20 protein-coding genes and 1 riboswitch are annotated in these 23,733 nt (G+C 74.0%); of the genes, 9 read left to right on the top strand and 11 right to left on the bottom strand.

The genetic code is table 11. The features are described from left to right. The first annotated feature begins 65 nt into the window (after positions 1-65). On the top strand, positions 66-680 hold the full coding sequence (locus ACFO3J_RS02425; protein WP_386425589.1) for a sulfite oxidase-like oxidoreductase: 615 nt from the start codon (positions 66-68) through the stop codon (positions 678-680). A gap of 56 nt (positions 681-736) precedes the next feature. Here ACFO3J_RS02425 and pknB read toward each other — a convergent pair whose 3' ends face one another. The 4 genes from pknB to thiO all read right to left on the bottom strand — a co-directional run bounded on the left by pknB (position 737) and on the right by thiO (position 5,044). Beyond that, positions 737-2,683, bottom strand: a complete 1,947-nt coding sequence (pknB, locus tag ACFO3J_RS02430; protein WP_386425592.1) for a Stk1 family PASTA domain-containing Ser/Thr kinase — start codon at positions 2,681-2,683, stop codon at positions 737-739. Between the two features lie 151 nt (positions 2,684-2,834). Next, positions 2,835-3,632: a thiazole synthase gene (locus tag ACFO3J_RS02435; protein ID WP_386425595.1), complete on the bottom strand. Its 798-nt coding sequence runs from the start codon at positions 3,630-3,632 to the stop codon at positions 2,835-2,837. Positions 3,633-3,635: 3 nt separating this feature from the next. Next, on the bottom strand, positions 3,636-3,842 hold the full coding sequence (gene thiS, locus ACFO3J_RS02440) for a sulfur carrier protein ThiS (protein WP_386425597.1): 207 nt from the start codon (positions 3,840-3,842) through the stop codon (positions 3,636-3,638). After that, positions 3,839-5,044, bottom strand: a complete 1,206-nt coding sequence (gene thiO, locus ACFO3J_RS02445; RefSeq protein WP_386425600.1) for a glycine oxidase ThiO — start codon at positions 5,042-5,044, stop codon at positions 3,839-3,841. Before thiO ends, thiS begins: the two co-directional genes overlap by 4 nt. 7 nt (positions 5,045-5,051) lie before the next feature. Next, a riboswitch (TPP riboswitch) is annotated at positions 5,052-5,139 on the bottom strand. A gap of 253 nt (positions 5,140-5,392) precedes the next feature. Here thiO and ACFO3J_RS02450 point away from each other — a divergent pair. The 5 genes from ACFO3J_RS02450 (at position 5,393) to ACFO3J_RS02470 (ending at position 10,430) form a co-directional block, all read left to right on the top strand. After that, positions 5,393-6,610, top strand: a complete 1,218-nt coding sequence (locus ACFO3J_RS02450) for an NAD(P)/FAD-dependent oxidoreductase (RefSeq protein WP_386425602.1) — start codon at positions 5,393-5,395, stop codon at positions 6,608-6,610. A gap of 92 nt (positions 6,611-6,702) precedes the next feature. Then, positions 6,703-7,077, top strand: coding sequence for an Rv2175c family DNA-binding protein (locus ACFO3J_RS02455; protein ID WP_386425604.1), 375 nt, complete (start codon positions 6,703-6,705; stop codon positions 7,075-7,077). A 54-nt stretch (positions 7,078-7,131) separates the two neighbouring features. Then, positions 7,132-7,779, top strand: coding sequence for a thiamine phosphate synthase (gene thiE / locus ACFO3J_RS02460; RefSeq protein ID WP_386425607.1), 648 nt, complete (start codon positions 7,132-7,134; stop codon positions 7,777-7,779). 591 nt (positions 7,780-8,370) lie between these two features. Further along, positions 8,371-9,291, top strand: a complete 921-nt coding sequence (gene metF / locus ACFO3J_RS02465) for a methylenetetrahydrofolate reductase [NAD(P)H] (RefSeq protein WP_386425610.1) — start codon at positions 8,371-8,373, stop codon at positions 9,289-9,291. A 26-nt stretch (positions 9,292-9,317) separates the two neighbouring features. Beyond that, positions 9,318-10,430 (top strand): hypothetical protein, encoded by a 1,113-nt coding sequence (locus ACFO3J_RS02470; RefSeq protein WP_386425613.1) that lies wholly within the window; start codon positions 9,318-9,320, stop codon positions 10,428-10,430. Between the two features lie 38 nt (positions 10,431-10,468). Here ACFO3J_RS02470 and ACFO3J_RS02475 read toward each other — a convergent pair whose 3' ends face one another. From ACFO3J_RS02475 to ACFO3J_RS02490, 4 genes are all read right to left on the bottom strand, one after another. Then, positions 10,469-12,745: a terpene synthase family protein gene (locus ACFO3J_RS02475; RefSeq protein WP_386426020.1), complete on the bottom strand. Its 2,277-nt coding sequence runs from the start codon at positions 12,743-12,745 to the stop codon at positions 10,469-10,471. Between the two features lie 181 nt (positions 12,746-12,926). Then, the gene (locus ACFO3J_RS02480; protein ID WP_386425616.1) at positions 12,927-14,489 is read right to left on the bottom strand and encodes a phytoene desaturase family protein; all 1,563 of its coding nucleotides are present in this window, start codon (positions 14,487-14,489) and stop codon (positions 12,927-12,929) included. A gap of 28 nt (positions 14,490-14,517) precedes the next feature. Beyond that, positions 14,518-15,165, bottom strand: a complete 648-nt coding sequence (locus ACFO3J_RS02485; RefSeq protein WP_386425617.1) for a DUF4126 domain-containing protein — start codon at positions 15,163-15,165, stop codon at positions 14,518-14,520. 75 nt (positions 15,166-15,240) lie between these two features. After that, positions 15,241-15,855, bottom strand: a complete 615-nt coding sequence (locus ACFO3J_RS02490; RefSeq protein ID WP_386425620.1) for a TetR/AcrR family transcriptional regulator — start codon at positions 15,853-15,855, stop codon at positions 15,241-15,243. A gap of 177 nt (positions 15,856-16,032) precedes the next feature. On the opposite strand from ACFO3J_RS02490, the gene ACFO3J_RS02495 reads away from it, so the two are divergent. The 3 genes from ACFO3J_RS02495 to ACFO3J_RS02505 all read left to right on the top strand — a co-directional run bounded on the left by ACFO3J_RS02495 (position 16,033) and on the right by ACFO3J_RS02505 (position 18,493). Beyond that, positions 16,033-16,482, top strand: coding sequence for an SAV_6107 family HEPN domain-containing protein (locus ACFO3J_RS02495; protein ID WP_386425623.1), 450 nt, complete (start codon positions 16,033-16,035; stop codon positions 16,480-16,482). 604 nt (positions 16,483-17,086) lie between these two features. Further along, positions 17,087-17,857 carry a methyltransferase gene (locus tag ACFO3J_RS02500; protein WP_386425626.1) on the top strand — a complete coding sequence of 257 codons (771 nt, stop codon included), beginning with the start codon at positions 17,087-17,089 and terminating at the stop codon, positions 17,855-17,857. A 222-nt stretch (positions 17,858-18,079) separates the two neighbouring features. Beyond that, positions 18,080-18,493: a DUF3040 domain-containing protein gene (locus ACFO3J_RS02505; protein ID WP_386425628.1), complete on the top strand. Its 414-nt coding sequence runs from the start codon at positions 18,080-18,082 to the stop codon at positions 18,491-18,493. 175 nt (positions 18,494-18,668) lie between these two features. Here the strand turns inward: ACFO3J_RS02505 and ACFO3J_RS02510 are convergent, their stop codons facing one another. The 3 genes from ACFO3J_RS02510 to ACFO3J_RS02520 are packed head-to-tail and all read right to left on the bottom strand — an operon-like array spanning position 18,669 to position 23,625. Continuing rightward, positions 18,669-21,161 carry a transglutaminase TgpA family protein gene (locus ACFO3J_RS02510; protein ID WP_386425630.1) on the bottom strand — a complete coding sequence of 831 codons (2,493 nt, stop codon included), beginning with the start codon at positions 21,159-21,161 and terminating at the stop codon, positions 18,669-18,671. Then, positions 21,158-22,600: a DUF58 domain-containing protein gene (locus tag ACFO3J_RS02515; RefSeq protein ID WP_386425633.1), complete on the bottom strand. Its 1,443-nt coding sequence runs from the start codon at positions 22,598-22,600 to the stop codon at positions 21,158-21,160. The genes ACFO3J_RS02510 and ACFO3J_RS02515 overlap by 4 nt, the downstream gene beginning before the upstream one ends. Beyond that, entirely contained in the window at positions 22,600-23,625 is a 1,026-nt protein-coding gene (locus tag ACFO3J_RS02520) for an AAA family ATPase (protein ID WP_386425636.1), read from the bottom strand. Before ACFO3J_RS02520 ends, ACFO3J_RS02515 begins: the two co-directional genes overlap by 1 nt. Between the last annotated feature and the right edge of the window lie 108 nt (positions 23,626-23,733).

A 23,733-nucleotide genomic window follows, 5' to 3' on the forward strand; every position in this document is an offset into this window, starting at 1 on the left:
GCAAGTCGTGCCGAATGGGACGGGCCCGGTCAGAAGCACCCGGTTCGTCTGTCACCATGGGGCGCATGGGTTCACCGCCGCGCCGTGAGGGAGGACTCCCTCCGGGGCAGCGCCTCCAGCGGGGCTGGCCGGTGACCCACTACGGGCCGGTGCCGCGCTTCAGGCCCGAACGCTGGGAGTTCCGGGTCTTCGGTGCGACCGCCGACGGGGACAAGACCTGCTGGAACCACGAGGGATTCTCCGGGCTGCCCTACGCCACGGTGATCGCCGACTTCCACTGCGTCACCAAGTTCTCCATGCTCGGCGTGGAATGGGGCGGCGTGGCCGCCTCGACACTGGCCAAACTCGCCCCGCCCGCCGACGACGTCACGCATGTGATGGTGTGGGCGGAGTACGGCTTCTCCGCCAATCTGCGGATCGAGGACTTCCTCGACGACAAGTCCGTCTTCGCCACCCACAAGGGCGGCGAGCCGCTCACCGCCGAACACGGCTTCCCGGTCCGGCTGATCGTCCCCCGGCTCTACGCCTGGAAGGGCCCCAAATGGGTCCGCGGCGTCGAGTACATGACGGCCGACCGCCGCGGCTTCTGGGAGGAGCGCGGCTACCACAACGTCGGCGAGGCATGGCGCGAGCAGCGGTACTCCTACCAGGAGCAGCCCGGGGACGGCCCGGAGCTGTAGCGGTCCGCGCCCGGTCGCCGGCCACGCCCGGCCCGGCACCGGGCGGGGCCCGGCGCTCAGCGCACCCAGAGCGTGATGGTGGCGCCCTTCGGTGCCTGGCCGCCGCCGTCCGGGGACTGGCTGAAGACGGTGTCGCCGAAGAAGAGGTTGATCACCCGCGTGTCGAATCCGGCCGCCTTGAGGATCCGCTCGGCGTCATCCTGGCTCTTGCCGGTCACCTCGGGCACCTCGAAGGTCTGCTGGCCCTTGGAGACCGTGATCGTCACCGTGTCGCCCGCGCCGACCTCGCCCGACGGGGACACCCGCGCCACCGAGCCCGCGTCCGCCTCGTCGGAGAACACCTCGTCCTGGGCGAGCGCCACCTTCACGCCGGCCTGCTCCAGCTCCTGCTGGGCGTCGGACACCGAGTCCCCGATCACGTCCGGCACCTCGATGGCCGCGCCGCGCGAGACGGTGATCGCCACCGGGGTGCCGGGGGCGCGGTCGCCGCCGCCGGCCGGATCGGTGGAGATCACCTGGCCCTGCGGCACCGCATCGCTGAACGCCCTGGTCACGGTGCCGGGGGCCAGCCCGGCACGGGTGAGTTCCTGCCGGGCGGCGGCCAGCGTCCGGCCCTTGAGCGCCGGCACCCGCACCTGCTGCGGGCCCTTGGAGACGGTCAGCGTCACCGTGGCGTGGTCCCGGACGCGCCCGCCCGGAGCCGGGTCGGTGCCGATCACACTGCCGCGCGGCACGGTCAGCGAGAAGTCCTGCTCCACCCTGCTGTCCAGCCCCGCCGACGACAGCTTCTGGCGGGCCTGGCCCTGGGGCAGCGAGAGCACCGCGGGGACGGTGGTGAACTGGCCGTCGACGATGTACCACACGCCCGCGCCCGCCCCGAGCAGCGCGAGCAGCACCAGCACCACCGCGATCGGCCCCCGGCGGCCGCCCCGCCGCCTGCCCGGCCCGCGGCCGGCTCCGGGCGGGTCCGCCGGCTCCAGCGGCGGCAGCGGGGGCATGACCAGCCGGCTCGTACGGTTCAGCCGGTCGCCCGCGTGGTCCGCCGCCCGGTCGGTGACGGGCGGCAGCGGTACGACGCTGGTCGGCTCCTCGGAACCGGTCGCGGCCACCGCGGCGGGCACGACGCCGGCCGGCCGGTCGTCCAGCTGCTCCGCGGTCAGCGCGGCGCGGGCCGCCCGCACCTCGGCGAGCAGTTCCACCGCGTCGACGGGCCGGTCCAGCGGATCGCGGGCGGTCGCCCGGGCCACCAGCCGGTCCAGGGCCGGCGCCAGCCCGGGCACGACGGCGGACGGCGCCGGCATCGCCTCGCTCAGCTGCTGGAAGATCACCTGGGCCGGCGTGCCGCCGCTGCGCGGCTTGCGCCCGGTCAGCGTCTCGTAGAGCACCACCCCGCACGCGTACACATCGGTGCGCTGGTCGACGACGCCGTACTCGATCTGCTCCGGCGCCAGATACGAGACGGTGCCCAGCAGCGAGCCGGCCCCGGTCGAGCTGGTCTGGGTGTCCACCGCGCGGACCAGGCCGAAGTCGGCGACCTTCACCCGTCCGTCATCGCCTATCAGCACGTTCTCGGGCTTCATGTCCCGGTGGATCAGCTGCGCCCGGTGCGCGGCGCCGAGCGCGGCCAGCACCGGTTCCAGGATGTCCAGGGCCGCGCGGGGCTGGAGCGCGCCGCGCTCGCGCAGCACGTCGCGCAGGGTGCAGCCGGCCACGTACTCCATGGCCAGATAGACGTAGGTGCCGTCCGTGCCCTGGTCGTAGACCCCGACCACATTCGCGTGGTCCAGCCGTGCGACCGCCTTCGCCTCCCGGATGAACCGCTCCACGAAGCCGGTGTCCGCCGCGAGCCCGGGGTGCATCACCTTCAGCGCGAGCACCCTGTCCAGGCGGGTGTCCACGGCCCGGTAGACCGTGGCCATCCCGCCGACCGCGATCCGGGCCTCGACCCGGTAGCGCCCGTCGAGCAGCCGGCCGACGAGGGGGTCATGCACGGTGGTGTCCACGAAGCCCGATTCTACGAGCCCGCCCGCCGAATCCCTGAGGCCCGTAAGGGCACTGGGTCCAGTCCGTGGCGATCCGGAATCATTTCGTAACCCGGCCAACCCCGGCCAACTTCGGCAAAGCCTTCCTTACCGGGTCGATCCGGTCGATCTCTCAGAAGGCGGGACGTTCGGGGTCGAGGAAGGCGGCGCCGTCGGCCGGGGTGGAGGCCAGCGCGTGGTGGCGGAGCGGGATGCGGCCCGCCCGGTGGGCCAGGCGGCCCGCCCGCACCGCGTGGCGCATGGCGTGGGCCATCAGCTCCGGGCGCTGGGCGCGGGTGACCGCCGAGGCCAGCATGACGGCGGCGCAGCCGAGTTCCATCGCCTGGGCGGCGTCCGAGGCCGTCCCGGCGCCCGCGTCGAGGATGACGGGGACACCGGCCCGCTCGATGATGAGCCGGAAGTTGTGCGGATTGCGGATGCCGAGCCCGGAGCCGATGGGGGAGCCGAGCGGCATGATCGCGGCGCAGCCGATGTCCTCCAGCTTGCGCGCCAGCACCGGATCGTCGCTGGTGTAGGGGAGCACCGTGAAGCCGTCGTCCACCAGCGTCTCGGCCGCGTCGAGGAGTTCCACCGGGTCGGGCAGCAAGGTGCGCTCGTCGGCGATCACCTCCAGCTTCACCCAGTCCGTGCCGAGCGCCTCGCGGGCCAGCCGCGCGGTCAGTACGGCCTCCCCCGCGGTGAAGCAGCCCGCGGTGTTCGGCAGCGCCCGGATGCCGAGCCGGGTCAGCACCGACAGCACCGACCCCTTGGTGGCCGGGTCGAGGCGCCGCATCGCGACCGTGGTCAGTTCGGTGCCGGACGCCAGCAGCGCCTGCTCCAGCACCTCCAGGCTGGGCGCGCCGCCGGTGCCCATGATCAGCCGGGAGCCGAACACGGCGTCGCCGATCCGCAGCGGGTCGGGAACGGTCATGGCTCAGCCCCCCTGCACGGCGGTCAGGATCTCGATCCGGTCGCCGTCGGCCAGCGCGGTGGCCGCCCAGTCCGTGCGCGGCACCACCGTCTCGTTCAGCGCGGCCGCCACCCCGGAGTGCGCGGCGGTCAAGGTGGCCACCAGGGCGGCCAGCGAGGAGGGCGCGGTCAGCTCACGCCGCTCGCCGTTGAGCAGCACCGTGATCGTCATGCCGGCTGCTCCTGACGGGTGAACCGGGCGGCGGTGAAGGGCCGCGCGTAGTCCGGGACTTCGCCGGAGGCCAGCACCTCGGCCATGACGTCGCCGGTGACCGGGGTGAGCAGCACGCCGTTGCGGTGGTGCCCGGTGGCCAGCAGCAGGCCGTCCAGCGCGGTGGCGCCGAGCAGCGGGGCGTTGTCGGGGGAGCCGGGGCGCAGGCCGGCCTGGGTCTCGGTGAGCGGGAGTTCGGTGATGCCGGGCACCAGCTCGTGGGCGTCCCGCAGGAGTTCGTAGACGCCGCCGGCGGTGACCGTGGTGTCCCAGCCGGACTCCTCGCTGGTCGCGCCGAGGACGAGTTCGCCGTTCTCGCGGGGCACGAGATAGACATGGCTGCCCCTTACCACCGCCCGTACCGTGCGGGACAGGAACGGCGCGTGCGCGGCCGGCACCCGCAGCCGCAGGATCTGGCCCTTGACCGGCCGGACCGGCGGCAGCGCCTCCTCCGGCAGCCCCGCGATCCGCCCGCTCTCGCTGCCGGCGGCCAGCACCGTGCGGTCGGCGGCGACCTCGGTGCCGTCCGCCAGCAGGGCGCCCGTCACCCGGTCGCCGGCCCGCGAGATACGGGCCACCGCGGACCGCAGGAAGCTCACGCCCGCCAGTTCGGCGGCCCGCAGCAGCGCGGCGGCCAGCCGGCGCGGGTCGACCTGGTGGTCGCCGTCCACCCGCAGACCACCGCGCACGCCCGGCGCGAGCAGCGGTTCGAGGCGGCGGCAGTCCCGGCCGTTGAGCCACTGCGACTCCAGGCCCAGCGAGGCGTGGAAGGCGTGCAGATCGCGGAGATCGGCGCGGTCGTCGGCGTCCAGCGCGACGGCGAGGGTGCCGCAGGGGCGGTAACCGGTGCCGAGGCCGGTCAGCTCGGTGAGTTCGGCGACGAAGTCGGGGTAGCGGGCGGCCGAGGCGAGATTCAGGTCGAGCAGGGTCTGCTCGCCGTACTGCAGTTCCGTGACGGCGGCCAGCATCCCGGCCGCCACGTGGGCGGCTCCGCCGCCGGGCCGCGGGTCGGCGACGGCGGTCGCCAGCCCGCGCTGGGCGGCCCGCCAGGCCGTGACCAGCCCGATGAGGCCGCCGCCGACCACCAGCACGTCGTGGCCTCGGGCTCCGTTGGCGGGCGTGTTCGCGCGGGCCTTCGCGGGGGTGTTCGCGTGGGTGGGCATCGTGCGTCTCCCTTCGCCGGCATGACCCGGATCAGGTTCTTACGGTCGGCGGCCGACCAGCCGCCCTCTCAGCCCGGTACGTCCGGGCTCCCGCGCTTCTCCCGGCACCCTATCCCCGCGGGTGCGCCGGGTGTACCCGCGCCCGGCGGCGCGGGGGCCGGTTTTTCCCACCCGCCCGCCCGTGCCACCCCGTTGCCGGCGAACAACCTTCTCGCGGCGCCGCGCCACCATCGGCGGGGGCACGTGATCGGACCTCCCGGGGAGCACGGGCGGGGCAGCGCACCCCACCCCCCACGGGAAGCCGCGGACTCCGCGGAATCGGCGGGCCCGGAGGCATACGGTGAGCGCGTGAGCGAGAACGTGGTGATCGTCGGGGCCGGGACGGCCGGAGTGCAGACCGCGGTGGAGCTGCGCGGGCAGGGGTGGCGGGGCGGGATCACGCTGCTCGGGGACGAACCGTATCCGCCGTACGACCGGCCGCCGTTGTCGAAGGCGGTGCTGCTCGGGGACAGCGGGGCGGGCCCCGTGGACGTACGGTTCGACATCGACTTCGGCGCCCTGGACGTGGAGTTGCGGCTCGGTGTGCGCGCCGGGGAGCTGCGGGCCGGCGCCCGGGAGCTCGTCACCGACCAGGGACCCGTGCCGTACGACCGCCTGGTGCTGGCCACCGGCGCCTACGCGGTCGAACTGCCCGGGACCCAGGGGCTGGCCGGGGTGTACCCGCTGCGGACCCTGGACGACGCCCTCGCGCTGCGCCCGGTGCTGGAGGCGCGGCAGCGGCTCGTGGTGGTGGGCGCCGGCTGGATCGGCGCCGAGTTCGCGACCGCGGCGCGGCAGGCCGGCTGCGAGGTGACCGTGGTGGAGGCGGCGCCGCGACCGCTGGCCGGTGTGCTGCCCGCGTCCGTCACCGACCACATGCGCGGGTGGTACGAGGAGGCCGGCGTGGAGCTGCGCACCGGTACGGCCGTCGCCGCGCTGGAACCGGGCAGCGTCCTGCTGGCCGACGGCGGCCGGCTGCCCGCCGAGGCCGTCGTGGTCGGCATCGGCGCCCGGCCCGCCAGCCGCTGGCTGGCCGGCTCCGACGTCGCGCTCGGCGAGGACGGCGCGGTCCTCGCCGACGACCGGCTGCGTACGACCGCGGACGGCGTCTACGCGGTCGGCGACTGCGCCTCCTTCCCCTCCGCCCGCTACGGCCGGCGGCTGCTGGTCCACCACTGGGACAACGCGATGCAGGGCCCGCGCACCGCCGCCGCCAACGTCAACGGCGGCGACGAGCGCTACGACCCGGTGCCGTACTTCTGGTCCGAGCAGTTCGGGCGGTTCGTGCAGTACGCGGGCCACCACACCGACGGCGACACGATGGTCACGCGCGGCGATCCGGCCGGTCCCGCCTGGTCGGTGCTGTGGCTGCGCGGCGAGCAGCTGGTGGCGCTGCTGGCGGTGGGCAGGCCCCGGGACATGACCCAGGCCCGCAAGCTGATCACCCGGTCGGCGGCGCTGGACCCGCTGCTGGCGGCAGACCCCTCGCTGCCGCTCACCTCGGTGGTCCGCCGGCCGGCCGCGTAGCCCGGTCGGCGGAGGCGGGTCCGTACCTCCGTCCGTACCCCGGTCGGCGTCGTGCCGCAGCGCTTGTCGGTGGCAGGTGGCAGGCTTGTCCCGTGACAGTTTTCTCGTCTGTTGACGCACACATTGACGCTCTCGTCCCCTCGTGGCTCACCCTGCCGGAGGTCGCCGAGCGTCTCGGTCTCGAAGTGACCCGGATCCGGCCGATGATCAAGGAAGGACAACTCCTCGCGGTCCGCCGCGGTGAGAACAGGGTGCTGATGGTGCCCGCTGACTTCCTCGGTGAGGGGAAGATCATCAAGGGCCTGTCCGGCACGCTGACCGTCCTGAAGGACGACGGGTTCTCGGACGAAGAGGCGCTGGAGTGGCTCTTCACCCCCGACCCGACCCTGCCCGGCACCCCCGCCCAGGCGCTGCGGGAGAATCGCGGGACCGAGGTGAAGCGTCGCGCGCAGGCGCTCGCCGTGTAGCCGCGATCCGCGCCCAGGGGCCCGCCCCGCCGGGGCGGGCCCCTGGGGGATGAGATGACCACCGCCGCACGCCGGCAGCTGGCGGACGCCCGGCTGTATCTGTGCACCGACGCCCGCACCGGGCGCGGCGACCTCGCGGCCTTCGCCGACACGGCGCTCGGCGGTGGGGTGGACGTCATCCAGCTCCGCGACAAGGGCATCGAGGCCCGCGCGGAGCTGGAGGCGCTGGCCGTGCTCGCGGAGGCGTGCCGCCGGCACGGCCGGCTGCTCGCGGTCAACGACCGGGCGGACGTGGCGCACGCGGCCGGCGCGGACGTGCTCCACCTCGGCCAGGGCGACCTCCCGGTGCCGGCGGCGCGCGCTCTGCTCGGCGACGAGGTGCTGATCGGCCGCTCCTGCCACAGCGAGGCGGAGGTCCGGGCCGCCGCCGTCCAGCCCGGCGCGGACTATTTCTGCACCGGCCCCGTCTGGCCCACCCCCACGAAGCCGGGCCGCCCGGCCCCCGGCCTCGACCTGGTCCGCTACGCCGCCGCGCTGGCCCCCGCCCGCCCCTGGTTCGCCATCGGCGGTATCGACCTCGACAACATCCACGAGGTGCTGGCCGCCGGCGCCCGCCGCATCGTCGTGGTCCGCGCCATCACCGACGCCCCGGACCCGGCGGCAGCAGCAGCCGCCCTGAGCGCGGCCCTCCGGGCGGCCTGACCCACTACGACGGGGGCTGCCCCTTCGAGCCGGCTGCGGTCTGCGGCTTCGTCGTGCCTGGTCGCGCAGTTCCTCGCGGCCCTGTGGGGCGGCCGGTGCTGGATGGTTCGGGTTTTGTGCCCCGGTTGGGGCGCGGGGAACTGCGCGGGCGACCGGCCACCGGCGGGTGGTCCGGCGACGGCGGGGGCTGCCCCTTTGGGCCGGTGGTGGTCTGCGGCTTCGTTGTGGCTGGTCGCGCAGTTCCTCGCGGCCCTGTGGGGCGGCCGGTGCTGGATGGTTCGGGTTTTGTGCCCCGGTTGGGGCGCGGGGAACTGCGCGGGCGATCGGCCACCGGCGGGTGGTCCGGCGGGGGCGGGGGCTGCCCCTTTGGGCCGGTGGTGGTCTGCGGCTTCGTTGTGGCTGGTCGCGCAGTTCCTCGCGGCCCTGTGGGGCGGCCGGTGCTGGATGGTTCGGGTTTTGTGCCCCGGTTGGGGCGCGGGGAACTGCGCGGGCGACCGGCCACCGGCCGGAGGTGCGGCGACGACAGCGGCTGGCCCATCGGGTCGGTTCGCGAGGGCGCGGGCCGGGGGTGGACCCCGATAGCCTGGGGGCATGGCCCTGGGGACTTCTTCCACCCGCACCGATCGAGCGATCACCATCCGTGAGCTGCTCGCCCGCGGCGAGCGCTCGTACTCCTTCGAGTTCGCCGCGCCGCGGACCCCCAAGGGGGAGCGGACGCTGTGGAACGCGATCCGCAGGATCGAGGCGGTCGGCCCGACCTTCGTCTCGGTGACGTACGGCGCCGGCGGCTCCTCCCGGGACGGCACCGTCCGCGCGACCGACCGGATCGTCTCGGACACCACACTGACCCCCTGCGCCCACCTCACCGCGGTGAACCACTCCGTGGCCGAGCTGCGCAACATCATCGGCCAGTACGCGGACGCCGGAATCCGCAACATCCTCGCCGTGCGGGGCGACCCGCCCGGCGACCCGCTGGCCGACTGGATCCCGCACCCGGAGGGCCTCAGCTACGCGGCCGATCTGGTCCGGCTGATCAAGGAGTCGGGCGACTTCTGCGTGGGGGTGGCCGCCTTCACCGAGATGCACCCGCGGTCCACCGACCCGGCCACCGACACCCGGCACTTCATCGACAAATGCCGGGCCGGCGCCGACTTCGCCATCACCCAGATGTTCTTCGACGCCGACGCCTATCTGCGGCTGCGCGACCGGGTGGACGCGGCGGGCGGCACCATCCCGATCATCCCGGAGGTGATGCCGGTGACCAACGTCAAGCAGATCGAACGCTTCGCCCAGCTCGGCAACGCCCCCTTCCCGCCCGACCTGGCGGAACGCCTGCTCGCCGTGGCGGACGACCCGGCCGCGGTCCGGGCGATCGGCATCGAGTTCACCACCGAGATGTGCCGGCGACTCCTGGCCGAGGACATTCCCGGGCTCCACTTCATTACTCTTAACCACTCCACCGCCTCGCTGGAGATCTACGAGAACCTCGGGCTGCACCAGCGGGCGGCGTGACACCCCCTAGGTGAGGAAGTGGGCACATGGGCTACTCGGTGCTCTACATCGCGTTCGGCATCGTCGCGCTGTGGCTGCTCGGCGAGGTCCTGCTGCAGTACAAGGCCCGGCTGCGCTGGCGGCTGCTCGCCTTCGTGGGATTCCTCGGCGTGGTCGGCGGGGTCGCGCTGCGGGACGTGATCGTCATCATCCTGGGGGCGCTCGCCTTCGGCGCCGGCCAGTCCTTCGTCACTCTGTCCTACAAGCGGGGTTTCTCCACCGGCTGGGCGCTGGGCGGCCGGCCCGGCTCCAGCCGCCGCCGCAGGGGCGGTTCGCGCGATGCCGAACCCGTCCTGGAGGTCACCCCGGTCGAGGCGGACGAGCCGGACGGACCGGAGGGCCACCCGGCCGCCGCGGCCCCGGACGAGGGCGCCGATGTGCTCGCCGCCCAGCGCGCGTTCGGCGGGGACGCGGACGACGCCGACGACCCGTCCGTCTTCCAGCCCGTCCCGATGCACGACGACAGCGGCGAATACCCGCTCTACGGCGGCCGCCCCGACTACCCGCCGGACCCGTACGCGGGTGATGCCTACCAGGGCTACGGCACCCAGGGCTACGGGAGTTGGAGCGGCCAGCCCCAGCCTGCCGCGGCCGGCGCCGGCTACGACGGGGGCTACCAGGGCGGCTACGACCAGCACTCCGGCTGGGGCGCCGCCCACGACGGCCAGCACAGCCAGCACAGCCAGGACGACCAGGCCGGTCAGAGCGGCCCCGGTTACGGCTACGACCAGGGCGGCGGCTACCAGGAGCAGCAGCCCGCCGCGGCCTCCTACGACGGCTACACCCCTTACGACGGCTACAGCAGCTATGACGGCTACGACGCGTACGGCGCCCAGGCCACCGGGACCGGGGACTGGACGCCGCAGCCGCACCCGCAGCATCCGGAGCCCCCGTACCAGGGCCAGCAGCCGGCCGACCCGTACGCGGCCACGGGATACGGCTACGACCCGCAGGCGCAGCCGTACATCCCGCAGCAGCAGCACCACTCGCCCTTCGAGCCGCAGCCCCCTTCCCCGCCGCTGCCTCAGTCCCAGCCCCAGTCGCAGTACGCCGCCGACCCCGCCGAGTACCCGGATCCGTACGACCCCTACCGCTACTGAGTGAGACCGACTACTGAGCCCGGCTCAGCGGGCTGCCCTCACCTTCCGGCCGCCAGCAGCGAGGGCAGCCGCGCCGCCGAGGTGCCGATGCCGCTCGGGGTGCGCCACGGCAACAGCCCGCCGGACCCACCGGGGGCGGCGGACTGCGCCGCCGCGACATGGGGGAAGTGCCGTCGCAGCGTCTCCTCCTTGTAGCGGTTGCAGCCGTCGTGCCAGGTGAGGATGCCGGACAGCCAGTCGCGCAGTTCCTGGGCGTAGTCCGCCAGCGCGGTGCGCGCGGCCGGGTCCAGATCGAACTCATCGAAGAGCGCGGGCAGTTGTGTTTCGGTGATGTGCTGGAACTCGCGCATCCTGGCGGCCATCAGATCCCCGACCACATCCATGGCCTCCTGCGGTTCGCAGTCCAGGAAGTTCTGCACCACCAGCACCGCGTTGTGGATCTCGCCCTCGAACTCGATCTCCTTCTGGTAGGAGTACACGTCGTTGATCAGACAGGCGAAGTCGGCCGCCGCGCTCTCCATGTTCCGCACCGGGCGGGAGCGGTAGATCTCCTCGGACAGCGCGTCGCCGTGGCCGATCCGGGACAGGCTCATGGTCAGATCCGAGCCGAAGGTCTTGCGGCGCATCTCGATGTAGTCCACCGGGTCCGGCACCCGGTTCTGCTTCTGGTTGGCCAGCTCCCACAGCCAGCTCTCGCACATGTCCTCGATGGTGGCGCGGAACTTGCGGCGCGCGTCGGGCGTCATCGGGCCCGCGGTGCGGCGCCACAGGTCGGCCAGTGACCGCTCCAGCGCCGTCAGCGGCGGCGGCACCGATCCCGGGCTCGCGTCCAGCGGCATGAACAGCTTGAACCGCTCGGTGGTGATCCGGGCCGCGGACATGTCCCCGGCGCGGCCGAAGACGATCGGGTAGTAGTCGTCGCCGTAGGTGCCCCAGGTCAGCCAGTCGGCGGTCAGGTTGAGCTCGTCCACGGTGGCGTCCGGATGGATGCCGGCGGCGCACAGCGTGAAGTCGTAGTCACCGAGCTTCTCCTCGTTCCACAGCCCGCCGGGCACCGGGAAGCCCGGCTCGGGGCCGAGCAGGCCCATCCGCTGGGACCACTCCCTGTTGTGCTGCCGGGAGGTGTCCAGATGCGGACTCAGCCTGGTCGGGAACGGCATGTGGATCTCCGCTCTCTCCACCCAGCCGACCCGCTGGTGCGGGACATGGGTGAAGGAGCGCGCCCGCTGCGGCATCGTCGCCGCCAGCGAGCCGAGGATCTGCGCCGCGGACGTACCGAGCCCGGTGGGGCCGGCCAGCACTCCGGCCGAACGGGACCTGTCGCTCGCCCCGTTCATGTACCGGCTGGAGCGCATGTGCCACTCATGGCCGCCGGACTGCCAGTCCTGGAGGCCCTTGACGTACGCGAAGACGTCCGCCCGCTCCTGGGGACCGAGGCCGTACTGCTGGAAGAGCGGCTCGACCTCGGTGAACGCGGTGTGCTCGAACTGCTGGAGCCGGCTGGTCAGCAGGTCGTTGACCCGCTCGGCGGCCTGCTGGGCGTCCAGGCCCAGGAAGTGCTCCAGCACCAGCACCGCGTTGGCCAGCTCGCCCTCCTCCTCGGTCTCCCGCTGGTAGGAGAACAGGTCGTTGCGCAGGTGCACACCGTCGGCGAAGGTGTCGCGCAGTACCCGCATCGGGCGGCTGGCCGCGATGACGTCCGGCACCTCGGCGCCGGCCGCGTGCTCGATGAGGTTGGCGGACCAGGGGGCGCCGCCCACCTTGCGGCGCATCTCGATGTACTCGACGGGGTTGGAGATCCGGCCGGCGCTGATGTTGTCCAGCTCCCAGAGGGACTCCTCCAGCAGATAGTGGGTGCTCTCCTGGAAACGGCGCCGCCAGCCGTCCGACATGGCCGGCACCGTCCGCGCCCACAGGTCGGCGAGGCCGGCCTCCACCTGGTTGGTGGGCTCGGGCACCGGCTGGGTCAGGTCGACGGGCATGAAGGCGGTCAGCCGGTCGAGATACTGCTTGGCGCCGGACATGTCCTGAGTACGTTTGAAGATGTCGAGGAAATGGTCGTCGAAGAAGAACACCCAGACGTACCAGTCGGTGACCAGGTCGAGTTCGGGACCCGAGGCGTCGGGATGGGTATAGGCGCACAGCAGCGCGTAGTCATGGGAATCGAAGTCCGACTCCTCCCAGATACCGGATCCCTCGATCATCGTCAGGTCGCGGGCCCAGGCTTTGGAATGCTCCCGGGCGCCTTCCAGGTGGGGGTTCAGCCGCGCCGGGTAGGGCACGTAGAACTGTGGCAGTTCGAAGGGCTGCGGCATGTTCGTGGGAGCCTTCCGGTCGGCGATCATCAGCCGGCCCCACGCTAGGCGGCGACACCGGGGCCGTGTCAGGGCGCACCGGGCTATTCCGCCCGATCGGTTGAATCCGGGCGGTCCGCCGATTAATGATCTTGAAGTCGGGTTCGGGACCCGGTGGCGTCCTCGGCGCCCGGAGCGGGCCTCAGCGGCTGCCGCCCGGGCCGCCCGCGATCAGGTCGGCCACGATCGCGCCGGACATCCCCGCGTGCGGCAGCCCGCCGCCCGGGTGGGCCCAGCCCCCGACGAAGTACAGCCCGGCCACGGGGGAGCGGTTGGCGGGCCGCAGCAGCGCGCCTCCGGCCCCGGCCAGCGCGGGCGCGGGCACCGAGCCGCCCGGCGCGCCGGTCTCCCGCTCGGTGTCTGCGGGCGTGCGCGTCCGGCGCCACGACTCCCGCTCGCGCAGGGACGGTACGGCCGCCCCCGCCACCGCCACCAGCCGCTCGGCGAAGCCCTCGGCGGCCCCCGGCGTGTCCCAGTCCACCGCTCCCCGGCCGCCGCCGCGCGCGTGCCGGGGCACGGTCGCCATCAGCGTCACGGCCTCGTGCCCGTCGTCCGGCCGCAGCGTGGGGTCGTCCGGCCGCAGGACGGTCACCGCGAGGCGGCCGTCGGGCGCGGCGTCGCGCCCGCCGCCGGCCGCCGCGAGAGTGTCCGCGCCCCGGGCCGCGAACACCCACTCCAGGGCGCCCTCCCGGTCCGCCGCGTGCACGACCGTACGGTGGGCGGTACCGGCCGGCCGGGGCCCGCGCAGCGCCAAGTGGACGGTGAAGCGGCCCGGTTCGCCCCGCGGCCCGCTCCGGTCGGGCCGGTCGTCCTGCCCGTCCCGGGGCAGCACCCGCTCGTCGTACAGCGCGGGCAGCGGCGCCCCCGCCACCACCAGGTCCGCCTCCGACCGGCTGCCGTCGGCCAGTTCGACCCCGGCGGCGCGGCCGTCCTTCTCCAGCAGCCCGGTCACCGCCGACCCGAAGCGGAATTCGACCTTCCGGGCCAGGCACCGCTCGTACACCGCGTCGGCCAGCGCCCGCGTCCCGCCGCGGACGTACCAGACCCCGAACGTCTGCTCCAGATACGGCAGTACGGCCGCGGAGGCCGGCGCCGAGCGCGGGTCGAGGCCGTGGGCCAGCGCGTGGCTCTCCAGCAGCGCCGCCAGCCGGGGGTCGCCCAGCTCGGCGGCGGCGACCCGGGCGAGCGAGGGGGCGCCGCGCCGGAACAGGCCGCGCCGCGCGGTCGCCGGGTAGGGGTCGCGGGCCAGCGCGGGGGCGTCGGTGAGCGCCTCCTCCAGCAGCGGGCGGCGGGTGACCTCCCACGCCTGGCGGGCCCGCACGAGCAGCTCGCTCCAGCGCTCGCCGCTGCCGGCCCCGAAGGCCGCGTCCAGCGCCTCGATCACCCCGGAGCGGGAGGCGTTCGGCAGCGACACATCGGTGCCGTCGGCGAAGAGGTGGCGGCTGGCCGGATCGGCCTGCGTCAACTCGACGCTCGCCTCCAGGGACTCCCGTCCGGTCTTCACGAACAGATCGCGGTAGACGGCCGGAAGCAGCAGCAGACCGGGGCCCGTATCGAAGGCGAAGCCGCCCTCGGCCAGCCGGCCGACCGCGCCGCCGTAGGTCGCCGCCCGCTCGTGGACCACCACCTGGTGGCCGCCCGTCGCCAGTCGGGCCGCCGTCGCCAGCGAGGCCATACCCGCGCCGATCACCGCAATCCGTGCCATGGCAGGGACTGTAGCGGCGGACCCGCCGTCAGGTGGCCGCCGGGGTGCCCCGGCCCTGCCCGTCGCCCCATCCGTCGCCCCGCCCCTGGCCGGGACCCCGGCCGGCCCGCCGCTCCCGGCGGCGGCGCAGGAAGCGGCGGATGCGGGAGAGGAGGAAGGTCACCAGGGTCAGGCCGAAGGCCAGCAGGAGCGCCGCGATGATCGCGGCGGGCAGCGGGTGGAACAGCGCGAAGACGATGATCCCGGAGACGCCCAGGTCCTCGGCGAGGCTGATCACGATGTTGCTGAACGGCTCCGGCGAGGTGTTGACCGCCATCCGCGTCCCGGCCTTCACCAGATGGCTGGCCAGCGCGGTGGAGCCGCCCACCCCGGCCGCCGCCAGCTGCGGCAGCGAACCGTCGTGCCCGGCCAGCAGCGCGGCCACCACCGCGCCGGCCACCGGCCGCACGACGGTGTGCACGGTGTCCCACGCGGTGTCCAGGTAGGGGATCTTGTCGACGACCGCCTCGCACAGGAACAGCACCGCCGCGACGGCGAGCACGCCGGGGCGCTGCAGCGAGGCGGGCACCTCGTCGGTCGCCCCGGTGGCACCCATCACGCCGAGCCACAGCACCACGGCGTAGGCGTTGACGCCACTGGCCCAGCCGCTGGTGAACACGAGCGGGAGTACGGACATGGCGGGGACTTTAGCGCGCGGGCCCCGATCGGGCAGCCCTCCGGGCGCTCACCGGCTCTCACCGGCCCGGTCCGCTCACGGGGAGGTGGTGGCCCCGCTGACTCTTCCCTGGAGCAGCCGGGACAGGCTCGTGTGCACCTCGTCGATGCTGCGCTCCGGCTGGAAGGCCTGCCAGTCGAGCGCCGCGACCAGCACCATGCCGAACAGGGCGGAAGCGGTGAGCGGTACGTCGATCTCGCCGCTGAGCTCACCGGCGTCGACCGCCTCCCCGAGCACCTTCTCCACCACGGCGACGGCCTCCTGGCGGACGCCGGTCAGGGTCTCCTGCCAGGTGCGGTTGGTGCGCCACAGTTCGGCGACGTAGAGCTGGGTGAAGGACGGGTAGCGGACGATGAAGACCAGGCCGGCCCGGATCATCGCGTCCAGTGCGTCCACCCGCGAGCCGCCGTGCCGGGTGACGTCCCCGGCGGCCCGGCTCAGTGAGTCGGTGAGCAGGCCCACGCCGTGCCGGAGCAGTTCCTCGAACAGATCGTTCTTGCTGGCGAAGTTGTAGTAGACGGTCCCTTTGGCGACCCCGGCCCGTTCGGCGATCTCGTCGACGGTGGTGGCGGAGAAGCCCTGCTCGGCGATGAGGGTGACGGCGGCCGCGTAGAGCTTCTGCCGGGTGGCCTGGCGTCGTGCGGTGGTCATGACCTTGATTCTGCCTGCCCGAAGGCGGGCACAGGCACGGGGTATTGACGGGGCGTCGGCGGGGCAAGCGTGCGGTGTGCCTGCGGCGCGGGTGCCCGGCGGGGGCATCCGGGCAGGTCAGGGCCCATTGTCAGTGGTGACCCCCACCATGGGTGCTACGGAGAAAGGAGGCTCGTCATGGCAGCTCCGCTCAGCGACATCCACCCGGTGCTGCGTCGCGTCGCCGCGTCGCCCGCCGCCCTCGACCTGCTCACCCAGGCGCATCTCGGCCTCGAAGAGGCCGCCGCCCTGGAGACTCCGCACGAGCGCTACGCCACCGCCCACCTCGCCGCCCTGCGCACCGCCGCCGCGGTGCTGGCCGTCCGCGGCCGCCCCGAGCCCACCGCGCGGCGGCGCCGCCGCATCCGCAGCGCGTGGGAGGTGCTGCCCGAGATCGCTCCCGAACTCGCGGAGTGGGCCGCCCTGTTCGCGGCCGGCGCGGCCCGCCGCGCCAGGGCGGAGGCCGGCATACCCGCCGCGGCCACCGCTCGCGACGCCGACGACCTGATCCGCGCCGCCGCGATGTTCCTCCGCCTGGTGGAGCGCATGCTGCTGCTCCACCCCCGACTCCAGCCGAAACTCCCGTAGCCCTCCCCGGACCCTCGCCTCGCTTGGCCGCCCCCGGGGAGCACCCCGGCCGCGCGAAGACGGGGCGGCCCGGGGTGCGCGGGTCGCGGCGTCCGCCGCTCTCCGCCGGACGGCCTTTGGCGTCGGGGTCCCCTCGGTCGCAAGGCACTGGGGCCCATCCCCTAGCCGGGGGAGGTCGCGACGCGGCTGGGGCGCGTCTCCCCGGCGGAGGGCGGCGGGGACCTCCCGGCCGCCCCTGCCGGGGGGAGCACGGGCGCGTGACGCCGGGGGGAGACGTAAGAGAGCTGGCGCGGGGCTGCCGGGGCCTCCCGGCCGGCCCCGGGAGGGTCCGCTGGGGACCCGGGGCGGAGCCCGGGGGCGTTATTTGTCGGGAACGGCTAGGGTCTGTCGTTTGGATCTCCGTGGGTGGAGGAGCGGTGTCCGGTGCGTGCAGCTGCAAGGCGGAGGAGGGAGGCGACGCGGAGCGTCGTCGACCGACGAGAACGCGGCAGATGTGCGTGCCGGGCGCCGCGACGCCGCGGAGATCCAAACGACAGGCCCTAGAGTTGCGCGTGACCGTTGCGAGTGTGTCGTGACCAGCCGTCCACGAGGAGAGCCGCCCGCCATGTTGCGTCAAGGAGGGGTGGACCCGATGGGACCCCGTGCCAGCCTGCGTACCGCCGTGGTGTGGGAGGTGCTGCGGGACGCGCTGGAGCGGCGGTCCAAGGCCGCGGACCAGGATGTGCTCGATGTGCTGGACACCGGCGGCGGCACCGGCAACTTCGCGGTGCCGGTCGCCCGGCTCGGCCACCGGGTCACCGTGGTCGACCCCAGCCCCGACGCGCTCTTCGCGCTGGAGCGCCGCGCCGCCGAGGCCGGTGTGACCGACCGGGTACGGGGTGTGCAGGGCGACACCCACGGTCTGCTGGACGTCGTCGAGCCCGCCGGCCACGACATGGTCCTGTGCCACGGCGTGCTGGAGTACGTGGACGACCCGGCCGAGGCCCTGCGGAACGTGGCCGGCGCGCTGCGGCCGGCCGGCGCGCTGAGCCTGCTTGCCGCGGGCCGCGGCGGCGCGGTGCTGGCCAGGGCGCTGGCCGGGCACTTCGCCGAGGCCCAGCACGCCCTGGGGGACGCCGGCGGCCGCTGGGGAGAGGGCGACCCGCTGCCCCGCCGCTTCACCACCGAAGAGCTGACCCGGCTGGTCGCCGGAGCCGACCTGCGCACGGTGTCCGTGCACGGCGTACGGGTCTTCGCCGACCTCGTCCCCGGCGCGCTGGTGGACACCGAGCCGGGCGCCCTGGAAGCACTGCTGCGGCTGGAGCTGGCGGCGGCCGAGGAGCCCGGTTTCCACTCGGTGGCCACCCAGCTCCATGTGCTCGCCGAGCGCGGCTGAGCGTACGACGCGGTGACCGCCCGCAGTCGCCCGGCCGGGGACTGGGTCACACGCCGCCCACGGCCGTATTCCTGACCGTATGCTGGCATGACGCGGCATGGGACGGGGAAGGAGTGCCCCGTCGGATTGACGCAGTGGGGCGGGTTTCACGGGGGCGATTCCCTGCCTATCCTGGAAGGGTCGGAACGGTCGTTCCCCGCGACCGACGAGTAGGAGGTCTCCGTGCCGCTCTCGGAGCATGAGCAGCGGATGCTCGAGCAGATGGAGCGCGCGCTGTACGCCGAAGATCCCAAGTTCGCGTCGGCGCTTGAGGGAAACGGGCTGCGGACGCACACCCGTCGCCGCGTTTATCTGGCGGTGGTCGGTTTCCTTGTCGGCATCGCGCTGCTCATGGGCGGCATGATCGCGAAGCAGCCCTGGATCAGCGTTGTCGGCTTCCTGGTCATGCTCGGCTGCGCCGTGCTCGGCGTGACCGGCTGGCGCCGTGCCACCCGCCCCGGCGAGCAGGCACCTGTGACCCCCCAGGCCGGACGCCGGATCGGCGGCCGACGCCACCAGCACCAGCCACGCCGCGGCAAGGTCATGGACCGCATCGAGGAGCGCTGGCAGCGCCGCCGCGATCAGCAAGGCCAGTGACCGGCCGCCCGACAGCCGGGCAGCCGCCACGGCCGGCGCGTCGCCGCCGCGGCCGAGAAACTCCGAAGGGCCCGTACATCCCAGGTGGGGAGTACGGGCCCTTCGCCGTGCGCCGACCGCGGACCACGAGATCCGGCGGCTCCGCCGGCCTCACAGCCCCCGGCCGAGCCGCCGGCTACGAGGACGCCTCGCGGGCCAGCCGCCGCCGTACCGGATCGGTCACCCGCCGGCCGGCCATGGCCAGACGGTCCGACGCGGCCCGCCAGCGGGCCGACAGCGACCACAGCAGCCGCACCGACGAGCGGGGCAGCACACGGGCCCGCAGCCGGTCGGTGCGGCCCGCGGACTCCCGCAGGCCGCTCCGTATCCGCTGCACATCCGCCGCCAGGCCCGCCACGGGCCGCGGCTCGGGCGCGTACAGCGCCTGCTCCACCGCTGTCGCCACCGCCCCCACCGACTCCTGCGCCCGGCCGGTCAGCTTGCCTTCCCGTACCATCCGGGCCGCCGCCTTGCGCGGTGTCTCCGAGTCGTCGGGCAGGATGCCGTAGTCCCAGCCGCTGTCCACCACCTCGCGCCAGGCCGCCAGAGCCGGCGCCTCCACGCGGAACCGCCCGGGGGGTGGCGCGGAGCCGTGTCCGCCGGACTCCGCACCGGAGACCCGGACCGAACCGGCGCGCCTCTCGGCCACCACCTCGCGGCCACCGAGCCGCCCGGCGCGTACCCGCGACCGCCAGAAGCCCGGCACGGCCAGGATCAGCAGCACCAGCAGCACCGCCGCCGCGGACAGCAGCACCCAGCGCACGTCGAAACCGCCGCCGTGCGGGCCACCGCCACCGGGGGCCGCGACCCCGGCGCAGGCGCCGGTCGGCGCCCGGTTCTCCGGCGCGCAGGACGCGCCGGGCGAGAGCGAGGGCTGCGGGGTGGCCACATTGCCGTGCGGCGCGATGTCCTGGTGGTTGTCACCGGGCGCGGCCGGCGCCTGCTCGGTGTACGAGGGCGCCGAGCCCCGGTACGGCGTGGGCTCGAAGCGGGTCCAGCCGATGCCCTCGAAATACAGCTCGGGCCAGGCGTGCGCGTCCTTGAGCCCCACCGACATCACACCGTTGGAACTCTGCGTGCCCGGGGTGAAGCCGATCGCGACCCGCGCCGGTATGTGCAGCGTGCGGGCCATGGCGGCCATGGTGAAGGCGAAGTGGACGCAGAAGCCCTCCTTGGTCTGGAGGAACTTCACGATCGCGTCGACCCCGGTGCCCGCCTTGGCCTGGGTGTTGTAGATGAACTGCCCGGAGGTGAAATACCGCTGGAGCGCCAGCGCCTTCTCGTAGTCGTTGGTCGCGGAACTGGTGACGTTCTCCGCGGTCTGCTTGACCACCGGCGGCAGCGAGCCCGGGACCTTGGTGTATTCGTCGGCGATCGGGCCGGTGGCCGGGGGCGCCGCCGCGAGCTGCGCGGCGGTCGGCTGCAGCTGCATGCTGGTCACCGTGTACTGCTCGCCGGAGACGGTCTGGCCGCCCTGCCCGACGACCATCCGCCCCTCGGGCTCGAACCGCCAGTCGCCCGGCGCCTGCACGCTCAGCGCCGGGAACGGCATCGGCAGCAGCTCCTGCCGGTAGCTCTCGTCGGCCGTTATCCGGGTGACGACCGGCTTGAACTTCACGTCGGCCGCCTGGCCCTGCGGCTGCGGCAGCACCGCCGGGATGTCCTCGGTGCTCCGGTCGGACGGCGACCACTGGGTGCCGTCGAACTTGTCCAGCGCGGCGATCCGCAGATACATCCCCGACACGTCGGCGGAGTTCGTCCGGTACGTCAGCACCTCGTGGTCGTCGGGCTGGTTGAGGTTGTCCTGCAGCGCGGCGACCAGATTGACCGCGCTGGCCGCGCCGCCCCCACCGCCCCCGGTGCCCGAGCGGCCCCCGGTGGGGTTCAGCAGGCCGCCGCCCAGCGAGGGCAGAACCGGCGCGAGCAGTGCGATGCCCAGCGCCAGCGCGCCGATCCGCCGCCCGGTGCGCACCGGTGCCGTCGCGGTGCCCGTGGTCGAAGCGGCGCCGCCGGCCCAGCTGTTGGGCGGTGGTCCGCCGCCGAAGACGCGGCCCCAGCGCGAGAGCCGGTCGCGGCCCTCGGCCAGGAGCAGCAGCAGATAGCCGGCCGCGGCCACCAGGAAGTACAGCCACTGGGTGCCGCCGTCGGCGAGCCCGGCCGCCACCGAGTAGAGCGCCAGCAGCGGCAGTCCGGCCGGGGCGGCGCTGTTGTAGGTGACCGCTATGGCGTCCACCGCCAGCGCGATCACCAGCACCCCGCCGACCAGCAGGATCCGGATGCCGGGGGTGACGGGTGCGGGGATGGCGAAGTCGCCGACGTCCGTCATGCCGTCCCGGACCAGGTCGCCGAGCTGCCGGAATGCCTGCGGGCCCGGGACGACGCCGCCCAGCGCCTGGTGCGGGGCGAACATCACGGTGAGCACCAGCAGCGACACCACGGTCTGCGCCAGCACCGTCAGCGGCCGGGCCAGCGGCACCCGCCGGGCCGCCGCGCCGACCCCGGACTGGAGGCAGACGCACACCAGCGCCCGGAAGATCCAGCTGCCCGGGCTGGCCAGCGGCAGCAGCGAGCAGGCGGCCATCATCGAGGCCGCCGCCGCGCACACCGTCAGCCGCGCGCGTCCGCTCATGCCGTCGCCCCCGCCTCACGCCGGTCCTGCCGCTGGGATTCCTCATGGGAGCGGTAGCGGTCGGCCTGCTGCCACAGGTCGGGCATGGTGTCCCCGGCCCTGGCCTCCACCACCGTCCAGCCCGTCTCGCGCAGCATCCGGATCGCGGCCCGGGTGCCCTCCGGGTCCTCCGGCGCCGGCTGCGCCGCCTCCGCGCCGGGGGGCTGGTCGGGGCGCGGCTCGGGGTCGCGGGCCAGCCAGGCGTCGCTGTCCAGGACGAAGGCGACCGCGCCGCCGGCCCGCTGCCGCATCCGGCCGACGACGGCCGCGTCCTTCAGGTCCATGTCGCCCAGGAACGCCACCAGCAGGCCCTCGGTGCCGGACCGCAGCACGTCGTAGGCCGCCGACAGCTCCGCGCCGGGCGAGTGGTCCACCACCGCGAGGGTGTCCAGCAGTACCCCGGCCATGTCGGTGGTGTCGCCGGCGAAGCCGCCCGCGCCCTCGGGTCCCGGCACCGTGGTGCCGTTGTCGGTCAGCAGCCGCACCGAGAAGCCCCGCTCCAGCATGTGGGTGGCGACCGAGGCGGCGCCGGACACCGCCCACTCGATGGCCGAGTCCGGCCCCGAGCCGAAGTAGGCGACCTGCCGGGTGTCCAGCAGGACGGTGCAGCGGGGCCGGTTCGGCTGTTCCTCGCGGCGCACCATCAGCTCGCCGTATCGGGCGGTGGACCGCCAGTGCACCCGGCGCAGGTCGTCGCCGTGCCGGTAGCCGCGCGGGATCACGTCGTCGTCACCGGCCAGCGCCAGCGCGCGGTTGCGGCTCTCGCCCCAGCCGGACGACTCGCCGGCCAGCCGCACCGCCGGCAGCGCCTCGACCTTGGGCACCACCGTCAGGGTGTCGAAGGCGCTGAACGAGCGGGTCAGCTCGCACATCCCGAACGGGTCGGTGAGCCGCAGCTGGAGCGGCCCCAGCGGATAGCGGCCGCGCAGATCCGAGCGGACCCGGTAGGACACCTCCCGGTGGCCGCCCGGCTCCACCCGGTCCAGCACGAAGCGGGGCCGCGGCCCCAGCACGTACGGCACCCGGTCCTGGAGCATCAGCAGCCCGGTGTGCACACGTGAGACGTTGTCGACCCGCAGATGCACCCGGGCCTCGGACATGGCCGGCACCCGGGACGGCGCCAGCCGGCGGCTGGCGGCGACCCGGTAGCGGGTGCGGTAGAGCACCGCGACGCAGACCAGTGGCAGCACTGCCAGCAGCAGTCCGACCCGCAGCAGTCCGACCCGCAGCAGATCGGACTGCCCCAGGACGTAGCTGCACACGGCGGCGGCGATCCCGGCGGCCACGAAGGACCGGCCGCGGGTGGTCAGGCCGGCCAGCGCGGTGCGGAAACCGCCGACCGGCTGGGCACCGCCGCCGGCCGGGGCGGCCGGCGGCGCCGGAGGCTGGGGCGGGGCCATCACAGGCCCCGGCTGCCCGCGGCGCCCTGCGGCCGGCCGGACTGCGGCCAGTTGCCGGCCGTCGGGTCGGGCACCGGCACCCGCTGCACGATCTCGGCCACCACCTGCTCGGGGGTGCGCCGGTTCAACTGCGCCTGCGCGGTCGGCAGCAGACGGTGCGCCAGCACCGAGGCGGCCAGTCCCTGGACGTCGTCCGGCAGTACGTAGTCCCGTCCGTCGAGCGCGGCCGAGGCCCGGGCGGCCCGTACCAGGTGCAGGGTGGCGCGCGGGGAGGCGCCCAGCCGCAGGTCCGGGTGGCTGCGGGTGGCGCCGACCAGCGTCACCGCGTACCGGCGGACCGGGTCGGCGACGTACACCTGCCGTACCGCCTCGATCAGCTCGACGATCTCGTGGGCGTGCGCGACGGGTTGCAGGTCGTCCAGCGGCGAGGCCCCGCCGTGCATCTCCAGCATCTTCAGTTCGGAGTCCGGGCTCGGATAGCCGATGGAGACCCGGGCGGTGAAGCGGTCCCGCTGCGCCTCGGGCAGCGGATAGGTGCCCTCCATCTCGACCGGGTTCTGGGTGGCGATCACCATGAAGGGGCTGGGCAGTTCGTAGGTGGTGCCGTCGATGGTGACCTGGCGCTCCTCCATCGACTCCAGCAGCGCCGACTGGGTCTTGGGCGAGGCGCGGTTGATCTCGTCGCCCACCACGATCTGCGCGAAGATCGCACCCGGTTTGAACTCGAAGTCGCGCCGCTGCTGGTCGAAGACGCTGACTCCGGTGATGTCCGACGGGAGCAGGTCCGGCGTGAACTGGATCCGCCGCACCGAACAGTCGATCGAACGTGCCAGGGCCTTGGACAACATGGTCTTGCCAACGCCCGGCACGTCCTCGATCAGCAGATGCCCTTCGGCGAGCAGAACGGTCAGTGCGATGCGTACGACCTCCGGCTTGCCTTCGATCACACGCTCCACACTGCGGCGGACCCGATCCGCGGTTGTGGTCAGATCGCTGAGGCTTGCTCGTGGGTCAGTGGTCGTCACCCGGTACTCCTCGGCCTGTTCCTAGGGACACGGTCATCCCTGGACCGGCCCTCCCCGAACTGGGCAACGTCCGCTGCAGACGAGACGTGCCGCAGGATGCATTCTTCC

It is taken from the genome of Streptomyces polygonati (assembly GCF_042650325.1).
GTDB lineage: Bacteria > Actinomycetota > Actinomycetes > Streptomycetales > Streptomycetaceae > Actinacidiphila > Actinacidiphila polygonati.

Coding starts and splice junctions, on each gene's coding strand:
- metF (WP_386425610.1), top strand. CDS start 8,371: ATGGCCCTGGGGACTTCTTCCACCCGCACCGATCGAGCGATCACCATC.
- ACFO3J_RS02470 (WP_386425613.1), top strand. CDS start 9,318: ATGGGCTACTCGGTGCTCTACATCGCGTTCGGCATCGTCGCGCTGTGG.
- thiO (WP_386425600.1), bottom strand. CDS start 5,044: ATGCCCACCCACGCGAACACCCCCGCGAAGGCCCGCGCGAACACGCCC.
- thiE (WP_386425607.1), top strand. CDS start 7,132: ATGACCACCGCCGCACGCCGGCAGCTGGCGGACGCCCGGCTGTATCTG.
- ACFO3J_RS02495 (WP_386425623.1), top strand. CDS start 16,033: ATGGCAGCTCCGCTCAGCGACATCCACCCGGTGCTGCGTCGCGTCGCC.
- ACFO3J_RS02490 (WP_386425620.1), bottom strand. CDS start 15,855: ATGACCACCGCACGACGCCAGGCCACCCGGCAGAAGCTCTACGCGGCC.
- ACFO3J_RS02485 (WP_386425617.1), bottom strand. CDS start 15,165: ATGTCCGTACTCCCGCTCGTGTTCACCAGCGGCTGGGCCAGTGGCGTC.
- thiS (WP_386425597.1), bottom strand. CDS start 3,842: ATGACGATCACGGTGCTGCTCAACGGCGAGCGGCGTGAGCTGACCGCG.
- ACFO3J_RS02480 (WP_386425616.1), bottom strand. CDS start 14,489: ATGGCACGGATTGCGGTGATCGGCGCGGGTATGGCCTCGCTGGCGACG.
- ACFO3J_RS02475 (WP_386426020.1), bottom strand. CDS start 12,745: ATGCCGCAGCCCTTCGAACTGCCACAGTTCTACGTGCCCTACCCGGCG.
- ACFO3J_RS02515 (WP_386425633.1), bottom strand. CDS start 22,600: ATGGCCCCGCCCCAGCCTCCGGCGCCGCCGGCCGCCCCGGCCGGCGGC.
- ACFO3J_RS02425 (WP_386425589.1), top strand. CDS start 66: ATGGGTTCACCGCCGCGCCGTGAGGGAGGACTCCCTCCGGGGCAGCGC.
- ACFO3J_RS02510 (WP_386425630.1), bottom strand. CDS start 21,161: ATGAGCGGACGCGCGCGGCTGACGGTGTGCGCGGCGGCGGCCTCGATG.
- ACFO3J_RS02435 (WP_386425595.1), bottom strand. CDS start 3,632: ATGACCGTTCCCGACCCGCTGCGGATCGGCGACGCCGTGTTCGGCTCC.
- ACFO3J_RS02500 (WP_386425626.1), top strand. CDS start 17,087: ATGTTGCGTCAAGGAGGGGTGGACCCGATGGGACCCCGTGCCAGCCTG.